This window comes from Pseudomonas sp. Lb2C2 (assembly GCF_052112205.1).
Taxonomy (GTDB): domain Bacteria; phylum Pseudomonadota; class Gammaproteobacteria; order Pseudomonadales; family Pseudomonadaceae; genus Aquipseudomonas; species Aquipseudomonas kilonensis.
The window spans coordinates 334901-350017 of record NZ_JAUTYW010000005.1 but is presented as its reverse complement, the minus strand read 5'-3'; the positions used below and the strand labels follow the sequence as shown (position 1 = coordinate 350017).

12 protein-coding genes and 1 pseudogene are annotated in these 15117 nt (G+C 60.0%); 8 read left to right on the top strand and 5 right to left on the bottom strand.

All coding sequences use genetic code 11. From position 1 onward, the window contains the following. The first annotated feature begins 180 nt into the window (after nucleotides 1–180). The 4 genes and pseudogenes from secA (at nucleotide 181) to Q7F16_RS17025 (ending at nucleotide 5787) form a co-directional block, all read left to right on the top strand. Nucleotides 181–2916 (top strand): preprotein translocase subunit SecA, encoded by a 2736-nt coding sequence (gene secA / locus Q7F16_RS17040; protein WP_014339935.1) that lies wholly within the window; start codon nucleotides 181–183, stop codon nucleotides 2914–2916. Between the two features lie 122 nt (nucleotides 2917–3038). Continuing rightward, nucleotides 3039–4256 (top strand): bifunctional glutamate N-acetyltransferase/amino-acid acetyltransferase ArgJ, encoded by a 1218-nt coding sequence (argJ, locus tag Q7F16_RS17035; protein ID WP_046062637.1) that lies wholly within the window; start codon nucleotides 3039–3041, stop codon nucleotides 4254–4256. Nucleotides 4257–4416: 160 nt separating this feature from the next. Continuing rightward, nucleotides 4417–4846, top strand: a pseudogene (locus Q7F16_RS17030) (glutathione S-transferase). Then, nucleotides 4843–5787 (top strand): Nudix family hydrolase, encoded by a 945-nt coding sequence (locus Q7F16_RS17025; protein ID WP_046062636.1) that lies wholly within the window; start codon nucleotides 4843–4845, stop codon nucleotides 5785–5787. The pseudogene Q7F16_RS17030 and the gene Q7F16_RS17025 overlap by 4 nt, the downstream one beginning before the upstream one ends. Before the next feature lie 102 nt (nucleotides 5788–5889). Here the strand turns inward: Q7F16_RS17025 and Q7F16_RS17020 are convergent, their stop codons facing one another. Genes Q7F16_RS17020 through Q7F16_RS17010 form a run of 3 tightly spaced genes read right to left on the bottom strand, consistent with a single transcriptional unit; the run spans nucleotide 5890 to nucleotide 9474 of the window. Beyond that, entirely contained in the window at nucleotides 5890–6471 is a 582-nt protein-coding gene (locus Q7F16_RS17020; protein ID WP_409556088.1) for a cob(I)yrinic acid a,c-diamide adenosyltransferase, read from the bottom strand. A gap of 2 nt (nucleotides 6472–6473) precedes the next feature. Continuing rightward, entirely contained in the window at nucleotides 6474–8510 is a 2037-nt protein-coding gene (locus Q7F16_RS17015; RefSeq protein WP_409556087.1) for a sensor histidine kinase, read from the bottom strand. Between the two features lie 46 nt (nucleotides 8511–8556). Then, on the bottom strand, nucleotides 8557–9474 hold the full coding sequence (locus Q7F16_RS17010; RefSeq protein ID WP_014339929.1) for a putative 2-dehydropantoate 2-reductase: 918 nt from the start codon (nucleotides 9472–9474) through the stop codon (nucleotides 8557–8559). A 142-nt stretch (nucleotides 9475–9616) separates the two neighbouring features. Here Q7F16_RS17010 and Q7F16_RS17005 point away from each other — a divergent pair, with 142 nt between their 5' ends. Beyond that, entirely contained in the window at nucleotides 9617–10102 is a 486-nt protein-coding gene (locus tag Q7F16_RS17005) for a YajQ family cyclic di-GMP-binding protein (RefSeq protein ID WP_003205057.1), read from the top strand. Between the two features lie 144 nt (nucleotides 10103–10246). Then, nucleotides 10247–11089, top strand: a complete 843-nt coding sequence (locus Q7F16_RS17000) for a mechanosensitive ion channel family protein (RefSeq protein ID WP_003205055.1) — start codon at nucleotides 10247–10249, stop codon at nucleotides 11087–11089. A gap of 164 nt (nucleotides 11090–11253) precedes the next feature. On the opposite strand, the gene Q7F16_RS16995 is transcribed toward Q7F16_RS17000, so the two are convergent. Then, entirely contained in the window at nucleotides 11254–12546 is a 1293-nt protein-coding gene (locus Q7F16_RS16995) for an OprD family porin (protein ID WP_046062633.1), read from the bottom strand. Nucleotides 12547–13429: 883 nt separating this feature from the next. Between Q7F16_RS16995 and Q7F16_RS16990 the strand changes: the two genes are divergently transcribed. Together Q7F16_RS16990 and Q7F16_RS16985 are read left to right on the top strand one after the other, a co-directional pair. After that, entirely contained in the window at nucleotides 13430–13855 is a 426-nt protein-coding gene (locus Q7F16_RS16990; protein WP_046062632.1) for an HIT family protein, read from the top strand. A 3-nt stretch (nucleotides 13856–13858) separates the two neighbouring features. Beyond that, nucleotides 13859–14065 (top strand): SlyX family protein, encoded by a 207-nt coding sequence (locus tag Q7F16_RS16985; protein WP_046062631.1) that lies wholly within the window; start codon nucleotides 13859–13861, stop codon nucleotides 14063–14065. A 76-nt stretch (nucleotides 14066–14141) separates the two neighbouring features. On the opposite strand, the gene Q7F16_RS16980 is transcribed toward Q7F16_RS16985, so the two are convergent. Further along, complete coding sequence (locus Q7F16_RS16980; protein ID WP_003205048.1) at nucleotides 14142–14747, bottom strand: cold-shock protein; 606 nt, start codon at nucleotides 14745–14747, stop codon at nucleotides 14142–14144. Nucleotides 14748–15117: the final 370 nt, after the last annotated feature.

Genomic DNA, 15117 nt, shown 5'->3' with positions numbered 1-15117 from the left:
CGCGCAAAAGCCCTTATTTTAAGCGAGCCCCGTCACAGCGCTGTGCCAGCATCGTGGAATAACGCCACTTTCCTCTCCATCGTTTCCGGGTAGAATGCTCGTTCGCATGCGGCCATGAGGGCTGCACGGGCGACTCACGGGGCCGCCCTCCATCCCTTTAGTGTGGAAGATCCTGCCGATATGTTTGCGCCTTTGTTAAAGAAACTTTTTGGAAGCAAGAACGAGCGTGAAGTCAAACGCATGCTCAAGACGGTACAGACTGTCAATGCCTTCGAAGAGCAAATGGTGGCCCTTTCGGACGATCAGTTACGCGCCAAGACTGCCGAATTCAAGGACCGCATCGCCAAGGGGGAAACCCTTGACCAACTCCTGCCCGAAGCCTTTGCGGTCGCCCGTGAAGCCGGCAAGCGGGTCATGGGCATGCGCCACTTCGACGTCCAGTTGATCGGCGGCATGACCTTGCACGAAGGCAAGATCGCCGAAATGCGTACCGGTGAGGGCAAGACCCTCGTGGCGACCCTGGGTGTCTACCTCAACGCGCTGTCCGGCAAGGGCGTGCACGTGGTGACGGTCAACGACTACCTGGCGCGCCGCGACGCCAACTGGATGCGCCCGCTCTACGAATTCCTCGGCCTGAGCGTCGGCGTCGTCACGCCGTTCCAGCCGCCGGAAGAGAAGCGCGCCGCCTACGCCGCCGACATCACCTACGGCACCAACAACGAATTCGGTTTCGACTACCTGCGCGACAACATGGCGTTCAGCATGGAAGAAAAATTCCAGCGTGAACTCAACTTTGCCGTGATCGACGAAGTCGACTCCATCCTCATCGACGAAGCCCGTACCCCGCTGATCATTTCCGGTCAGGCCGAGGACAGCTCCAAGCTGTACATCGAGATCAACAAGCTGATCCCGCAGCTCAAGTTGCATGTCGAGGAAGTCGAAGGCGAAGTGACCCAGGCCGGGCACTACACCGTTGACGAAAAGACCCGCCAGGTCGAGCTCAACGAAGCCGGTCACCAGTTTGTCGAGGAAATGCTCACCCGTATTGGTTTGCTGGCCGAAGGCGAGAGCCTGTACTCGGCCCATAACCTGGGCCTTTTGACCCACGTCTATGCCGGCCTGCGTGCTCACAAGCTGTTCCATCGCAACGTTGAATACATTGTGCAGGACGGCCAGGTCGTACTGGTGGACGAACACACCGGTCGTACCATGCCGGGCCGTCGCCTGTCCGAAGGCCTGCACCAGGCCATCGAAGCCAAGGAAGGCCTGAACATCCAGGCCGAGAGCCAGACCCTGGCCTCGACCACCTTCCAGAACTACTTCCGCCTGTACAACAAGCTGTCCGGCATGACCGGTACCGCGGACACCGAAGCGTTCGAATTCCACCAGATCTACGGCCTGCAAGTGATGGTGATTCCACCGAACAAGCCGCTGGCCCGTAAAGACTACAACGACCTGGTGTTCCTGACCGCCGATGAGAAATACGCGGCGATCATCAACGACATCAAGGAATGCATGGCCCAGGGCCGTCCGATCCTGGTGGGTACCGCCACCATCGAGACCTCCGAGCACATGTCCGCCCTGCTCAACAAGGAAGGCATCGAGCACAAGGTCCTCAACGCCAAGTTCCACGAGAAGGAAGCCGAGATCATCGCCCAGGCCGGTCGCCCGGGTGCGCTGACCATCGCCACCAACATGGCCGGTCGTGGTACCGACATCCTGTTGGGCGGCAACTGGGAAGTGGAAGTCGCCAGCCTGGAAAACCCTACGCCTGAGCAGATCGCGCAGATCAAGGCCGACTGGCAGAAGCGTCACCAGCAGGTACTCGAGTCCGGCGGTTTGCAGGTGATCGCTTCCGAGCGTCACGAATCGCGTCGTATCGACAACCAGTTGCGTGGCCGTGCCGGTCGCCAGGGCGACGCCGGTTCCAGCCGTTTCTACCTGTCCCTGGAAGACAGCCTGATGCGCATCTTCGCCTCTGACCGGGTGAAGAACTTCATGAAGGCCCTGGGCATGCAGCCAGGCGAGGCGATCGAGCACCGCATGGTGACCAACGCCATCGAGAAAGCCCAGCGCAAGGTCGAAGGCCGCAACTTCGATATCCGCAAGCAACTGCTGGAGTTCGACGACGTCAACAACGAACAGCGTAAAGTGATCTATCACATGCGTAACAGTTTGTTGGCCGCCGACAACATTGGCGAAACCATCGCCGATTTCCGCCAGGACGTGCTCAACGCCACTGTCAGCGCCCATATCCCGCCGCAGTCGCTGCCGGAACAGTGGGACGTCGCCGGTCTGGAAGCCGCGCTGCAGAGCGACTTCGGCGTGGCATTGCCGATCCAGCAATGGCTCGACGAAGACGATCACCTGTACGAAGAAACCCTGCGCGAGAAACTGCTGGCCGAACTGATCGCTGCCTACAACGAGAAGGAAGACCAGGCGGGCGCCGAGGCGCTGCGCTCCTTCGAGAAGCAGATTGTGTTGCGAGTACTGGACGACCTGTGGAAAGACCACCTGTCGACCATGGACCACCTGCGTCACGGTATCCATTTGCGTGGTTACGCCCAGAAGAACCCGAAGCAGGAGTACAAGCGCGAGTCCTTCACGCTGTTCTCCGAATTGCTCGATTCGATCAAGCGCGACTCGATCCGTGTGCTGTCCCACGTTCAGGTTCGCCGCGAAGACCCGGCCGAAGAAGAAGCTCGCCTGCGTCAGGAAGCCGAAGCCCTGGCTGCGCGCATGCAGTTCGAACACGCCCAAGCCCCAGGCCTGGAAGTGGTCGCCGAAGAGGGCGTCGATGTGGATGTCGCCCTGGCGACCGCACCGGTGCGCAACGAGCAGAAGCTGGGCCGTAACGAACTGTGCTATTGCGGTTCGGGCAAGAAATACAAGCATTGCCACGGGCAGATCCAATAAACCCGTTTCAACGCTGAACGACCCGCGCCGCGACAGGCCAGCCCCTGTCGCGGCGTTTTGCCATTTGATTCGCCGTCTCGATGAAGCCGGCGTCGATATACATCTAATTTAGGAGCGCATTCATGGCTGTTGGTCTTGGTCCGTTGCCAACGTTGCACCCGGTTGCCGGTTTTGAACTCGGTATTGCCTCGGCGGGCATCAAGCGCCCCGGGCGCAAGGACGTCGTGGTCATGCGTTGCGCCGAAGGCTCGACGGTGGCTGGCGTGTTCACCCTCAACGCCTTCTGTGCCGCTCCAGTCATCCTGGCCAAGAAACGCGTGCAGGGGCCGGTGCGTTACCTGCTGACCAACACCGGTAACGCCAACGCCGGCACCGGTACGCCAGGTTTGGCCGCCGCCGAGCGCACCTGCGCCAAGCTGGCGGAACTGACCGGCGTTGACGCCAGCCAGGTGCTGCCGTATTCCACCGGCGTGATCGGCGAACCGCTGCCGGTCGAGAAGATTGAAGGCGCGCTGCAAGCCGCCCTTGATGACCTGTCGGAGAACAACTGGGCTGCGGCCGCCACCGGCATCATGACCACTGACACTTTGCCCAAGGGCGCGAGTCGCCAGTTCGAGCACGATGGCGTGACCATCACCGTCACCGGTATCAGCAAAGGCGCCGGCATGATCCGTCCGAACATGGCGACCATGCTCGGCTACATCGCCACCGATGCCAAAGTCTCGCGCCAGGTGCTGCAAGACCTGATGCTCGACGGTGCCAACAAGTCGTTCAACCGCATCACCATCGACGGCGACACGTCCACCAATGACTGCTGCATGCTGATCGCCACCGGCAAGGCCAACCTGCCGGAGATTACCGAGGCCAGCGGCGCGCTGTTCGCCGCCCTCAAGCAGGCGGTGTTCGAGGTGTGCATGGAAGTGGCCCAGGCCATCGTGCGTGACGGCGAAGGCGCAACCAAGTTCGTGACCGTGCAGGTCAACGGCGGTGGCAATCACCAGGAATGTCTGGATGTCGGCTACACCGTGGCCCACTCGCCGCTGATCAAGACCGCGCTGTTCGCCTCCGACCCGAACTGGGGCCGTATCCTAGCCGCCGTGGGCCGTGCCGGCGTACCTGAGCTGGACGTGAGCAAGATCGACGTGTTCCTCGGTGAAGTCTGCATCGCCAGCCAAGGTGCTCGTGCTGCGACCTACACCGAAGCCCAGGGCGCGGCGGTCATGCAACAGGAAGAAATCACCATCCGTATCGAGCTGGGACGGGGTGATTGCAGCGAAACCATCTGGACCACCGACCTGTCTCACGAGTACGTCAAGATCAACGCTGAGTACCGGACTTAACAGGCTCGGGACCGAGTTGCTCCAATCGCGAGCAAGCTCGCTCCCACAGGGATTTGTTGAGTGGCATCGATAGTGGTCTCGACACAAATCCCCTGTGGGAGCGAGCTTGCTCGCGATTGCGCCAGAACAGACACCTCAGAACCATAAGAAGGGAATCCACATGAGCCTGCACCTGATCATCGGCGACCAACGCATTTCTTCCTGGTCCCTGCGCGGCGCGCTGGCCCTGGCGCTGACCGGCGCGGTCGGCCTGTGCGCAAATGCACAGCGGTTTTTTCTCCATCCGCAGCAACATGCCGTTTGACCTGCTGCACGATGCTCCGCTGTCGCCCATGCCGGCTGACGTCCAGGTGGAAATCGAGCGGATGCTGGCGCTGTGGGCTGAATGCCGTGCCGCGGCGACCGAAACCGGTCCCTACCTGTTTGGCCGCGTGAGCCTGGTCGATGCGTTTTTTGCCCCTGTTGCCGTGCGCTTGCGCACTTATCAGGTGAAACTGTCGGAGGTCGATGAGGCCTACGTCGAAACCCTTTATCAATGGCCGGCGTTCAAGGCGTGGCAACAGGCTGGCCTGGAGGACACTACGCGGTGAAACGAGTCCATGTGGCGGCGGCGGTCATTCGCGATGCCGCCGGTAAAATCCTGATCGCCCGACGGGCCGACACCCAGCACCAGGGTGGCCTGTGGGAATTCCCCGGTGGCAAGGTCGAGGCCGATGAGTCCGTCGAAGCCGCCCTGGCCCGCGAACTTCATGAGGAGCTGGGTATCGTTGTCGGTGCCGCCCGGCCGTTGATCAAGGTGCGTCACGACTACCCGGACAAACAGGTGTTGCTGGATGTCTGGGAAGTCTCGGCCTTCACTGGCGAGCCCCACGGTGCCGAAGGGCAGCCGTTGGCCTGGGTGACGGCCCGCGACCTGACGAATTATGCGTTTCCGGCGGCCAATCAGCCGATCGTCGCGGCGGCCCGTTTGCCGGGTGAGTACCTGATTACCCCGGAGGGCCTTGAGACGCCGGCCTTGCTGCGCGGTATGCAGAAGGCGATTGCCGGTGGGATCAAGTTGCTCCAACTGCGTGCCCCCGGTGGCTACGACCCGAAATACCGCGATCTGGCGGTGGATGCGGTGGGGTTGTGTGCCGGCAAGGCCCAACTGATGCTCAAGGGGCCGTTCGAATGGCTGGGGGATTTTCCCTCCGCCGGTTGGCACATTACCGCCGCGCAACTGCGCAAGCATGCCGCGGCCGGGCGCCCGTTCGGCAAGGACCGTTGGCTGGCGGCCTCCTGCCATAACGCCGAAGAACTCTCCCTGGCGCAGCAGATGGACGTGGACTTCGTCACGCTTTCGCCGGTGCAACCGACCCAGACCCATCCTGACGCACAGCCGTTGGGGTGGGCAGAGGCGGCGCGGTTGATCGAGGGCTTCAACAGGCCGGTCTATCTGTTGGGTGGGGTCGGGCCCGGCGAGCGGCAAAAAGCCTGGGAGACCGGGGCGCAGGGTGTGGCGGGGATTCGGGCGTTTTGGCCTGAGGCGTGATTTTGTGGTGTAACCGCTGACGCCATCGCGAGCAGGGTTCTGTGAACGCCGAAGATCCAGTGTGGGAGCGAGCTTGCTCGCGATGGCGGCCTCAAGAACGATTCAGCCCTCAGGCTTGGCCGCCGCCACCCAAAGCACCTCTGCCACCCCTTGCCGCCGGGCAATGACCCGTGCGGCCACGAACAGCAGATCCGACAACCGATTGATATAGGCCAGCCCCGGCCCGGCCAGCGGTTCCACCGCGTTCAGTTGCTGACAACGGCGCTCGGCGCTGCGGGCCAGGCTGCGGCAGACATGGGCCTGGGCGATCAGCGTCGAACCACCGGGCAGGATGAAGTTTTCCAGGGGCCCCAATTCCTCGTTCCACACGTCGATCGCCGCTTCCAGCCGCTCGATTTCCGCCACGTTCAAGGCCTGGTAGGCCGGCATCGCCAGTTCACCACCGAGGTCGAACAAGCGATGCTGACAAGGCCCCAGTACTGCGCTGACCTCTTTCAGTGCCGGGTATTGGGCCGTTTCAGTGGCGAGCCCGGCCAGCAATAAACCCAGCTGGCTGTTCAGCGTATCCACTTCGCCGATGGCCTCGACCCGTGGGTGGTCCTTTGCCACGCGGCGACCATCGCCCAACCCGGTTTCACCTTTGTCGCCGGTGCGGGTGTAAATCTTCGACAGGCGAAAACCCATGCTCAGCGCTCCAATTGTTTGTGTTCCTGCGGCACCATCGAAGTGCCCGCCAGGGGCAGGCGCAAGGTGAAGCAGGTGCCTTGGCCCGGCGCCGACTGCACTTCCATCTGGCCCTTGTGGTTGTTGGTGATGATGAAATACGAGACCGACAGCCCCAGGCCCGTGCCCTGGCCGATCTCCTTGGTGGTGAAGAAAGGTTCGAAGGTACGTTTGCGCACGTTCTCGCTCATGCCGATGCCATTGTCCTCGACCTGGATTTCCGCCCAAGGCGGATTCAACCGCGTGCGCAGGATGATACGCCCCGGTTCGCTGTCGTCCTGGCGTTGATGGATCGCCTGGGCGGCGTTTTTCAGCAGGTTGAGCAGCACCTGTTCCAGTTCGTTGGCCGTGCCGGGCACCGGGCCCAGGTTCGGGTCGAACTGGCGGATGATCGCTTGGCCCTTGAAGTCGAAACCGATCGCCAGGTCGAAGTCGTTACCGGCGATTTCTACCGCCTGGTCGATCAGCGCCGGTAGGTCGCAGGGTGCCATCTGCCGCGTGCTGAGCCGGCTGAAGCTGAGCATATGGGTGACGATTTTTGCCGCTCGTGCGCCGGCTTGCTGGATGCCGTCGAGCAACTGCGGGATCTCCCGACCCTGGAGGTAGCGATTGACCTCCTCTAACGGGATACCCAGCAGCTCGGCCTGTTCGAGGTTCTTCGGCAGTTCCGGCGACAGGCGTCGGCGGATGTTCTGCACGTTGTGCAGGATCGCCCCCAACGGGTTGTTGATTTCATGGGCCATGCCCGCCGCGAGGCCGCCGACCGAGAGCATTTTTTCCGATTGCACCATCATTTCTTCCAGCGACAGGCGCTGGGTGATGTCATCGATCCGGATCACCACGCCACGCCCGGCACCGCCCATCAGCGGGTAGAACGTGAGGGCGTAGTGGCGGGCTTCGTCGTCCTTGGTCCAGGTGACGCGTTCGATCTTGGCGACCGTATGTTGCTCGACGGTCTGCTTGAGCTGGGGCAGGTACGGCTTGAGCGGTTCGAAAGCGAGGAAGATCGGCTGGTTCAGCGCCTCGTCCAACCGTGTGCCGGAGAGGGCGCTGGCTTCCTGGTTCCATTGGGTGACGTAGAGTTGCTCGTCGAGGGCGATCAGCGCCGAGGGCATGGAGTCGATGATGCTGTTGAGGTAATTCTGAAAGCCGGTGAGCTTTTTCTCGATCTTGCTGCGCACCTGGACTTCCAGCTCCAGCTTGCGATTGGTATGGCGGGTTTCTTCCGCCAGGCCCTGGGCCTGGTCGTAGGCGGCCTGGGAGTCGTCCCGCGCGCGCTTGAGTTGTTGTTCCCGGGCTTCGATCCGCGACAGCATGGTGTTGAACGCCTCGGCCAGGCTGCCGATCTCATCGTGGTTGCCGCGCGCGGCACGCAGGGCATAGTTCTCTTCGCGGGTGACCTGGCGTGACAGTTCTTCAAGCTGATGAATCGGCTGGGTGATCAGGCGCTTGATCTGCTGGGCAATGATCAACCACAGCAACACGCTGAAAATCAGGATGCCGAGGCTGGCGGTCAGGGTGCCGGTGTAGAACGCGGTCGGCAATTCACTGCTGGCCACCAGCAACAGATGGCCAGGCGCCGTGCCGGGACGGGGCAGGGTAATGACCTGGTTGCTGCGAAACTCACCGGCCTGCCAGGCCTGCATGTTGCGGTAATGGTCCGGCAGCTTGAGCTTTTCGCCCTGTTGCAGTTGTGCCAGGCGTTCGCCCTGGCCGTCATACAGCGCCGCCGCCCGCAGCGGTGCGTAGCTGTTGAGCTCATCGAGCAAGCGCTGGGCGCTTTGTGGCGATTGCAGGGCGTCGGAGATCAGGCTCGGGTTGGCCACCAGCCGGCCAATGGTCTGCAGGGCCTGGGGCGCCATGCTTTCCTGGGAGATGTAGTAGGCGGCGCTGATAAAGGTCAGGTTGGCCACCAGCAGGACAGTGGTCAACAACACCAACAGGGCAGCCAGCAGTTTCTGGCCGACCGGGAGGTTTTCAAGGCGCTGGCGCAATGGCATCAGACTCGTCGCTAAAAAGGAACACGAGGGCCAGCGTAGCCGCTGCTCAGTCGCTGGGCAATGCGAGGTTGTGCAAGTGGGCAATCAGTCGCTGGCGCAGTTGCTCCAGGTGCGGCACGGTCAGCTCGTGGCGTTGGGCGACCTTGCAGGCGTAACCGAGCAAGTAGCTGATTTCGGTGCGGCGCCGATTGGCGACATCCTGGTACATCGAGGAGTAATTGGCGGCAGTGGCCTGGATCACCCGTTCGACTTCCGGCTGCAAGTCTTCGGCCGCTGCGGGCTGGCCGCATCGTTCGAGCAGGTCGGTGAGTTCCACGCACAGGGTCGCCACTTCGCAACGGTGTTCCTGCAAGCCGCCGTTCTTGCAGTGATGCAGCACGGTCAGCGGATTGATTGCGCAATTGAGCGCCAGTTTGCGCCAGAGCCGGGTGAGGATGTCGGCGCTCCATTCGTGGGGAATGCCGGCGGCGCTCAGGTCGTCCAGCCAGAACGGTGCCACCGGGTGCGCGGGGTCGCCCAACCAGGTGTAGCCGTGGCCGGCGAACACCACGCGCCAGTCACCGTCGCGGAACGCGCCTTCGGTGCTGGAAGCGCTGATGCAACGGGCCTGGGGCACACAGTTGGCTACGGCGTCCTGGCTGCCGAGGCCGTTCTGCAACAGGATCAGTTCCGATTCGGCGTCCAGGCGATGGGCCACCGAAGCCACGGCCGCTTCCGCGTCGTAGGCTTTGCAGGCCAATAGCAGGCGCCTGATCGGTTCCGGGCTGTCCGCCGTTTCGCCAGGTATCGGGTAACACTGCGCCTGGCCCTGTTCCACCAGCGTCAGGCCGCCGGCGCTGCGGTAGGCCTGCAAGCGGGCTTCGTTGCGCAGCACCAGCCGCACCGGCAACCCGGCCCGGGCCAGGCGCGTGGCCCACAACGTGCCGAGACTGCCGGCCCCGAGGACATGCCAGGTAGTGGACATCAGTTTTTTACTCGGATTGGCGCAGGCATCTGAGGGCTCGCAGTGTCGGCAGGAAAAGAGCCGTTATAATGAGCCCGATTTTAACCACAAGCCAAGCGCGCGCCGTTGATACTGGCGCGCCTTTTTATTTGGAGAACACTACATGCCGTCATTCGACGTGGTATCCGAACTGGACAAGCACGAAGTCACCAACGCGGTTGAAAACGCCGTCAAGGAACTCGACCGTCGTTATGACCTCAAGGGCAAGGGCAGTTTCGAGTTCAAGGAAAAAGACCTGACCGTGAACCTGACCGCCGAGGCCGATTTCCAGCTCGAGGCGATGATCGAGATCCTCAAGCTGGCGCTGGTCAAGCGCAAGATCGATGTGCAGTGCCTTGAGGTCAAGGACGCCTATGCCTCGGGCAAGCTGATGAAGCAGGAAGCCGTGCTCAAGGAAGGCATCGACAAGGAACTGGCCAAGAAGATCGTCGCTCATATCAAGGACGCCAAGCTCAAGGTGCAAGCCGCCATCCAGGGCGAGCAAGTGCGGGTCACCGGCAAGAAGCGTGACGACTTGCAGGAAGCCATTGCGGCACTGCGCGGCAAGGAATTCGGCATGCCCCTGCAATTCAACAATTTCCGCGACTGATCCCGTTCGTTATAGGGAAACACTGTGGCGAGGGAGCTTGCTCCCGCTTGGGGGCGCAGCACCCATCGAAGGGGCCGCTACGCAGCCCAGCGGGAGCAAGCTCCCTCGCCACAATGCCGCGTGCAACAGGAATAGGAGAGAAAGATGGATTTGAATGCTGAAGTGGACAACCTGGTCAAGGCTTCCCAGACCTGGATCCCCATGATCATGGAATACGGCAGCCGCGTGCTGCTGGCGGTCATCACCCTGGCCATCGGCTGGTGGTTGATCAACAAAGTGACACAGAAACTGGGTGCGTTGCTGGCCTTGCGTAACGCCGACCTGGCCCTGCAAGGGTTCATCAGTACCCTGGCCAACATCATTCTGAAGATATTGCTAATCGTCAGCGTCGCTTCAATGATTGGTGTGGAAACGACTTCGTTCGTCGCCGCCATCGGTGCCGCCGGCCTGGCGATTGGCCTGGCCTTGCAAGGCAGCCTGGCGAACTTCGCCGGTGGCGTGCTGATCCTGCTGTTCCGCCCGTTCCGCATCGGTGACTGGATTGAAGCCCAGGGTGTGGCCGGTACGGTCGACAGCATCCAGATCTTCCACACCGTGATTCGTACCGGTGACAACAAAACCGTGATCGTGCCCAACGGCAACCTGTCGAACGGCATCATCACCAATACCAATCGCCAGCCGACCCGCAAAGTGGTGTTCGATGTCGGCGTGGATTACCAGGCCGACCTGCAAAAGGCCCGGGAAGTGTTGCTGGCGCTGGCCAAGGATGAGCGCGTGCTGGCGGATCCGGCGCCTGAAGCGGTGATTTCTACCTTGGGCGACAGTTCCATCACGGTGTCGCTGCGTATCTGGGTCAAGACAGCGGATTATTGGAACGTGATGTTCATGCTTAATGAGCAGGCGCGAGATCGCTTGAAGGACGCGGGCATTGATATTCCGTTTCCACAGCGAGTGATTCGGGTCGTTCAGGAAGGGCCAGCGCAATAACGATTCGACTATAACTTGGCGCTGGGGTCAGGTTATGTTTAGTTAGCTTGCTATTTAACAAGTTGTGTTAAAGCTGACATGCGATGGATATAAAAAAACCGCTCACCTGGATTAGGTGAGCGGTTTTTGTTTGTTGCGGGTGCAGCTATCGAACTAGCACTGAATTACAAGATGCTCAGTGGGTATTCGACGATTACGCGGAAGTCGTTGTTGTCGGTGTAATCCGGGTTAGAGGTGCTAGTCCGATAAACCGCGCTACGCAAACGCACGGACAGGTCTTTGGCTGGACCGCTTTGCAGAACGTACTTGGTTTCGAAGTCCCACTCGTGGGCCTTGGCATCGGTGGTAGCGGTAGCGATGTTGTCACTGGTGATGTAACGAGTCATGAAGCTCAGGCCAGGAACGCCGTAGGTCTTCATGTTCAGGTCGTAACGAGCCTGCCAGGACGTCTCGTCTTGACCGTTGAAGTCGGAATACTGCACGGAGTTGGCGAGGTAGATAGTACCGCCACCGTCAACACCATAAGCGTAGCCGCTATCACCGGAGGAGCGCTGGTGAGCCAAGGTAAATTTGTGCGCACCGAGGCTGTAAGCTGCTGCGAGCGACCAGATGCGGTTGTCAATATCACCGCTCAGCTCTTGACCCTGACTCTTGCTGTCGTAGCCGTTGAAGTCGAAGTTCAGAGACTGATCTTCGTTGATCGGCAGGGTGTAGTTCACGTTGAGGTACTTCTTCTTGAAGTAATCTTCAACGTCGGAAGCTGCTACGCCTGCTACGAAATTGTCAGTGAACTGATAGGTTGCGCCAGCAATATTGGCGGACGGCAGACCTTGGCTGTGCCGACCATTGATGCTGTCGCGGCCCGTGTAGTTTTGTGCATTCATAGCGGTGAAGCGGCCAGCAGTCAGTTCCAGACCTTTGATTTCTTTGCTGGTGATGAGCGTACCGGTAGCAACTTCCGGATTCAGACGGCTGTCATCCGTGGAGAACACTGGACTGGTGGTGTACTGGTTACCGTATTTCAGGACGGTGTCAGACAAGCGGAACTTGACCGCGCCGCCAACTTCAGACTGGGTGTCTTCCGGGCTGCCGTCGTCACCTGTGCCGAAGATGCTGTTACCGGTGCGACCTGCGCCGCTATCCAGTTTGACTTGGCCATTGAACAGAGCGTCCACACCGACACCAACGGTGCCTTGAGTGAAGCCGGACTCGTAAACAGCCTGCACGCCAAGACCAGTTTCTTCGCGGTAGCCAGTACTACGTGCCTTGCCACCGGTATTTTGGTTGTTGGAAGCACCGTGTTTGAAATCACGGTTCATGTACAGCATACGACTTTTAACAGTCAGGCTCTGATCTTCAAAAAAGCCCTTGGATTCTTCCTGGGAAGAGGCCACTGCGAACTGCGAAACGCTGGCCGATACAGCCAGTGCGATCATGCTCCACTTCATCACGCGCATCGTGATTTGCTCCTTTGGTTTTTAGAAGAGTACTGCCGTCCCACCTGTTTTTTTATATGGGCGGCTCTTTCTTTTTGTGTCGGCGCAAACTTATATCACGACGACATTATTGGCGATACTTGCCCATTCAACCTTTCAGCTTCTTTACGACCATGTCGCCAATGGCTCGATCCATGTCGCATTTCAGCTGATCCGACGCAACCGTATCCACAACTTAATGTTGTTTTTTCTTTTCCGGCATCGGTGTAAAGAGTCCGTCATTACCGCGCTTGAAGCTCCTGTGGGCAGCCTTGCCACTTTAATTTGTATGTCGGCAGGTTCTCGCTTCCGGCGAGACCTTTGGACAGTGCGAGTATGAATGCAACAAGCATGCTCAAACCCGAATTTCGTTTACATTTTTTTCACATTTCACCAGTTGACGCGGTGAAACCTCATGAAACCGGGCTCCAAAGGCCTTGTTTTAAATAGGGTTGACTCGTGTGCGGCTCTCATGATTGACGCCCGTAAAAGTGGCGAGACCACCAAAAACGTTACCGGTTCACCCTACCCAGTGAGTAAATCACGGATGCTTTGTGCACTGAGCGTAGACGCACTGTGCTGTTTTGGTGCAAAAAATTTTCCGGCTGTACGAAAATCTTACAGCTTCGCGGCTTTGCCTGGGCCCTGGCGCGGTCCTCTCAGGACTTTGCCGTACCGCTTGCGCCGTGTTGGTGCGTCAGCTGGCACAGGTTGATGCCGTGTGTTGAAAAAAAATCGAAGAAACGCGGCGTTGGGGCGCTACGCAGTGATCGATCCGGCGTTCGCGGGTATGCTGCACATCTGTGTCCGACGCAGGCCTGCGGGTCGCCGAGCCGGGCAGAATCGATAACGAGGAGTATGCGCGGTGTTTGCCTTAGATCCACGACTGCAACAAGACACATTGCCCATCGGCGATTTCCCGTTGTGCCGTTTGCTCTTGTCCAACGACGCCAATTACCCGTGGTTCATCCTCGTGCCGCGGCGGGAAGATATCAGCGAATTGTTTCAATTGGATGACGCTGATCAACAACAACTGTGGAAAGAAACCACGGCGCTGGCCGAAACCCTCAAGGATTCGTTCGATGCCGACAAGATGAACGTTGCAACCTTGGGTAACGTTGTCAGTCAACTGCACATGCACGTCATCGTGCGCAAACGGGATGACGCCGCCTGGCCTGCGCCGGTCTGGGGCAAGCACCCGGCCCAGCCTTATAATGCAGGGCAGGTCGCGGCCATTCGTGAACGGTTGCGAGTGGCCTTGACCGATGATTTCAAGTTTCTGGAGGGCTGAACCATGAACCTTGAAGACCGTGTAACCGATCTGGAGAGCCGCCTGGCGTTTCAGGATGACACCATCCAGGCATTGAACGATGTGCTGGTGGCGCAGCAGCGGGTCGTCGAGCGTCTGCAGCTGCAGATGGCGGCGCTGCTCAAGCGTCAGGAAGAGATGGTCGGGCAGTTCGAGTCGTTCGAAGAAGAGGCGCCGCCTCCTCACTACTGATTTGCCCGGTTTCTGATTGACGGGCAATAAAAAACCGCGAGCAGCCAGGCTGCATCGCGGTTTTTTTACGCGTGGATCAGCGGCGCGGCAGCGCGGCGATCACATCTTCGGCCTGCAGGCCCTTGTCGCGGTTCATCACGGAGAACTCCACGCGCTGGCCTTCCACCAGGACGCGATGGCCTTCGCCACGAATGGCCCGGAAATGCACGAAAATGTCATCGCCAGAGTCGCGGGAGATGAAGCCGAACCCTTTGGAGGTGTTGAACCACTTCACCGTGCCGGTATCGCGGTTGGACATGTCGTAGTTCTGCGCAGCGGCGGCCGGCGACGACTTCTTGTAGAAGCTGACGGCCAGGTGCAGTGCCACGGCGAGCAGCGCTGCGCCCAGGCTGAACAGAATGGCCGGTTGACCGCCGATTTCCGGCATAGGCGCCAGCAGGGCCAGGGTTTGCAGGGCAACGGCCAGCACCAGCAGGGCACTGACCAGGTTCTGCAGTTGGTGACGTGGACCTTTGTTCCAGTAAGGGATGACGGGTGCAAGGGTCAGGTTGAGCAGGCCGAAAAAGGCCAGGTACAGTGCATCGGGGTGTTGCAGGTAAGGTGTGGCTTCGGAACCCAGGCTAGGGATGAAGGACAGCAGCAGGGCAGCTGCGCCCATTAGCAAGTGGACGATTTTCAACATTTTGATTGGCTCACGGTTAAGACAGATCACAAGGAAGAGCGGGTCGGGGACGGTTCGCTTCGAAACAATGAGAGGCGTTGGACACGTACCCGAATCAGCCTATGCGTTACGCCCGGAAAAATAGGCGTAGCGACACACTGCCTATTTAACAGCAAAGCCCCGGCCTTCTCAAACGCGTTACGGGCGCGTACCGCGCTGTTCGTCGGCCAGAAAAGCCCCGCCGGTGCTTGAAGGCGCCGGGCAAGCGGCGTTGAATTCCCCTGGTGGGCGGAACTGCCCGCTGTCCCGGCTTGTCGGTTCAGGAGGGCTGGCGATCTGTCGCAGGCCATAGGCCGCCAAAACCACTAGAGTTGGGGGCGTTGTCGAATTC

Bases quoted from the DNA above. Each gene is read 5' to 3' on its own strand.
- secA (WP_014339935.1), top strand. From the start codon at position 181: ATGTTTGCGCCTTTGTTAAAGAAACTTTTTGGAAGCAAGAACGAGCGT.
- argJ (WP_046062637.1), top strand. From the start codon at position 3,039: ATGGCTGTTGGTCTTGGTCCGTTGCCAACGTTGCACCCGGTTGCCGGT.
- Q7F16_RS17020 (WP_409556088.1), bottom strand. From the start codon at position 6,471: ATGGGTTTTCGCCTGTCGAAGATTTACACCCGCACCGGCGACAAAGGT.
- Q7F16_RS17015 (WP_409556087.1), bottom strand. From the start codon at position 8,510: ATGCCATTGCGCCAGCGCCTTGAAAACCTCCCGGTCGGCCAGAAACTG.
- Q7F16_RS17010 (WP_014339929.1), bottom strand. From the start codon at position 9,474: ATGTCCACTACCTGGCATGTCCTCGGGGCCGGCAGTCTCGGCACGTTG.
- Q7F16_RS17005 (WP_003205057.1), top strand. From the start codon at position 9,617: ATGCCGTCATTCGACGTGGTATCCGAACTGGACAAGCACGAAGTCACC.
- Q7F16_RS17000 (WP_003205055.1), top strand. From the start codon at position 10,247: ATGGATTTGAATGCTGAAGTGGACAACCTGGTCAAGGCTTCCCAGACC.
- Q7F16_RS16995 (WP_046062633.1), bottom strand. From the start codon at position 12,546: ATGCGCGTGATGAAGTGGAGCATGATCGCACTGGCTGTATCGGCCAGC.
- Q7F16_RS16985 (WP_046062631.1), top strand. From the start codon at position 13,859: ATGAACCTTGAAGACCGTGTAACCGATCTGGAGAGCCGCCTGGCGTTT.
- Q7F16_RS16980 (WP_003205048.1), bottom strand. From the start codon at position 14,747: ATGTTGAAAATCGTCCACTTGCTAATGGGCGCAGCTGCCCTGCTGCTG.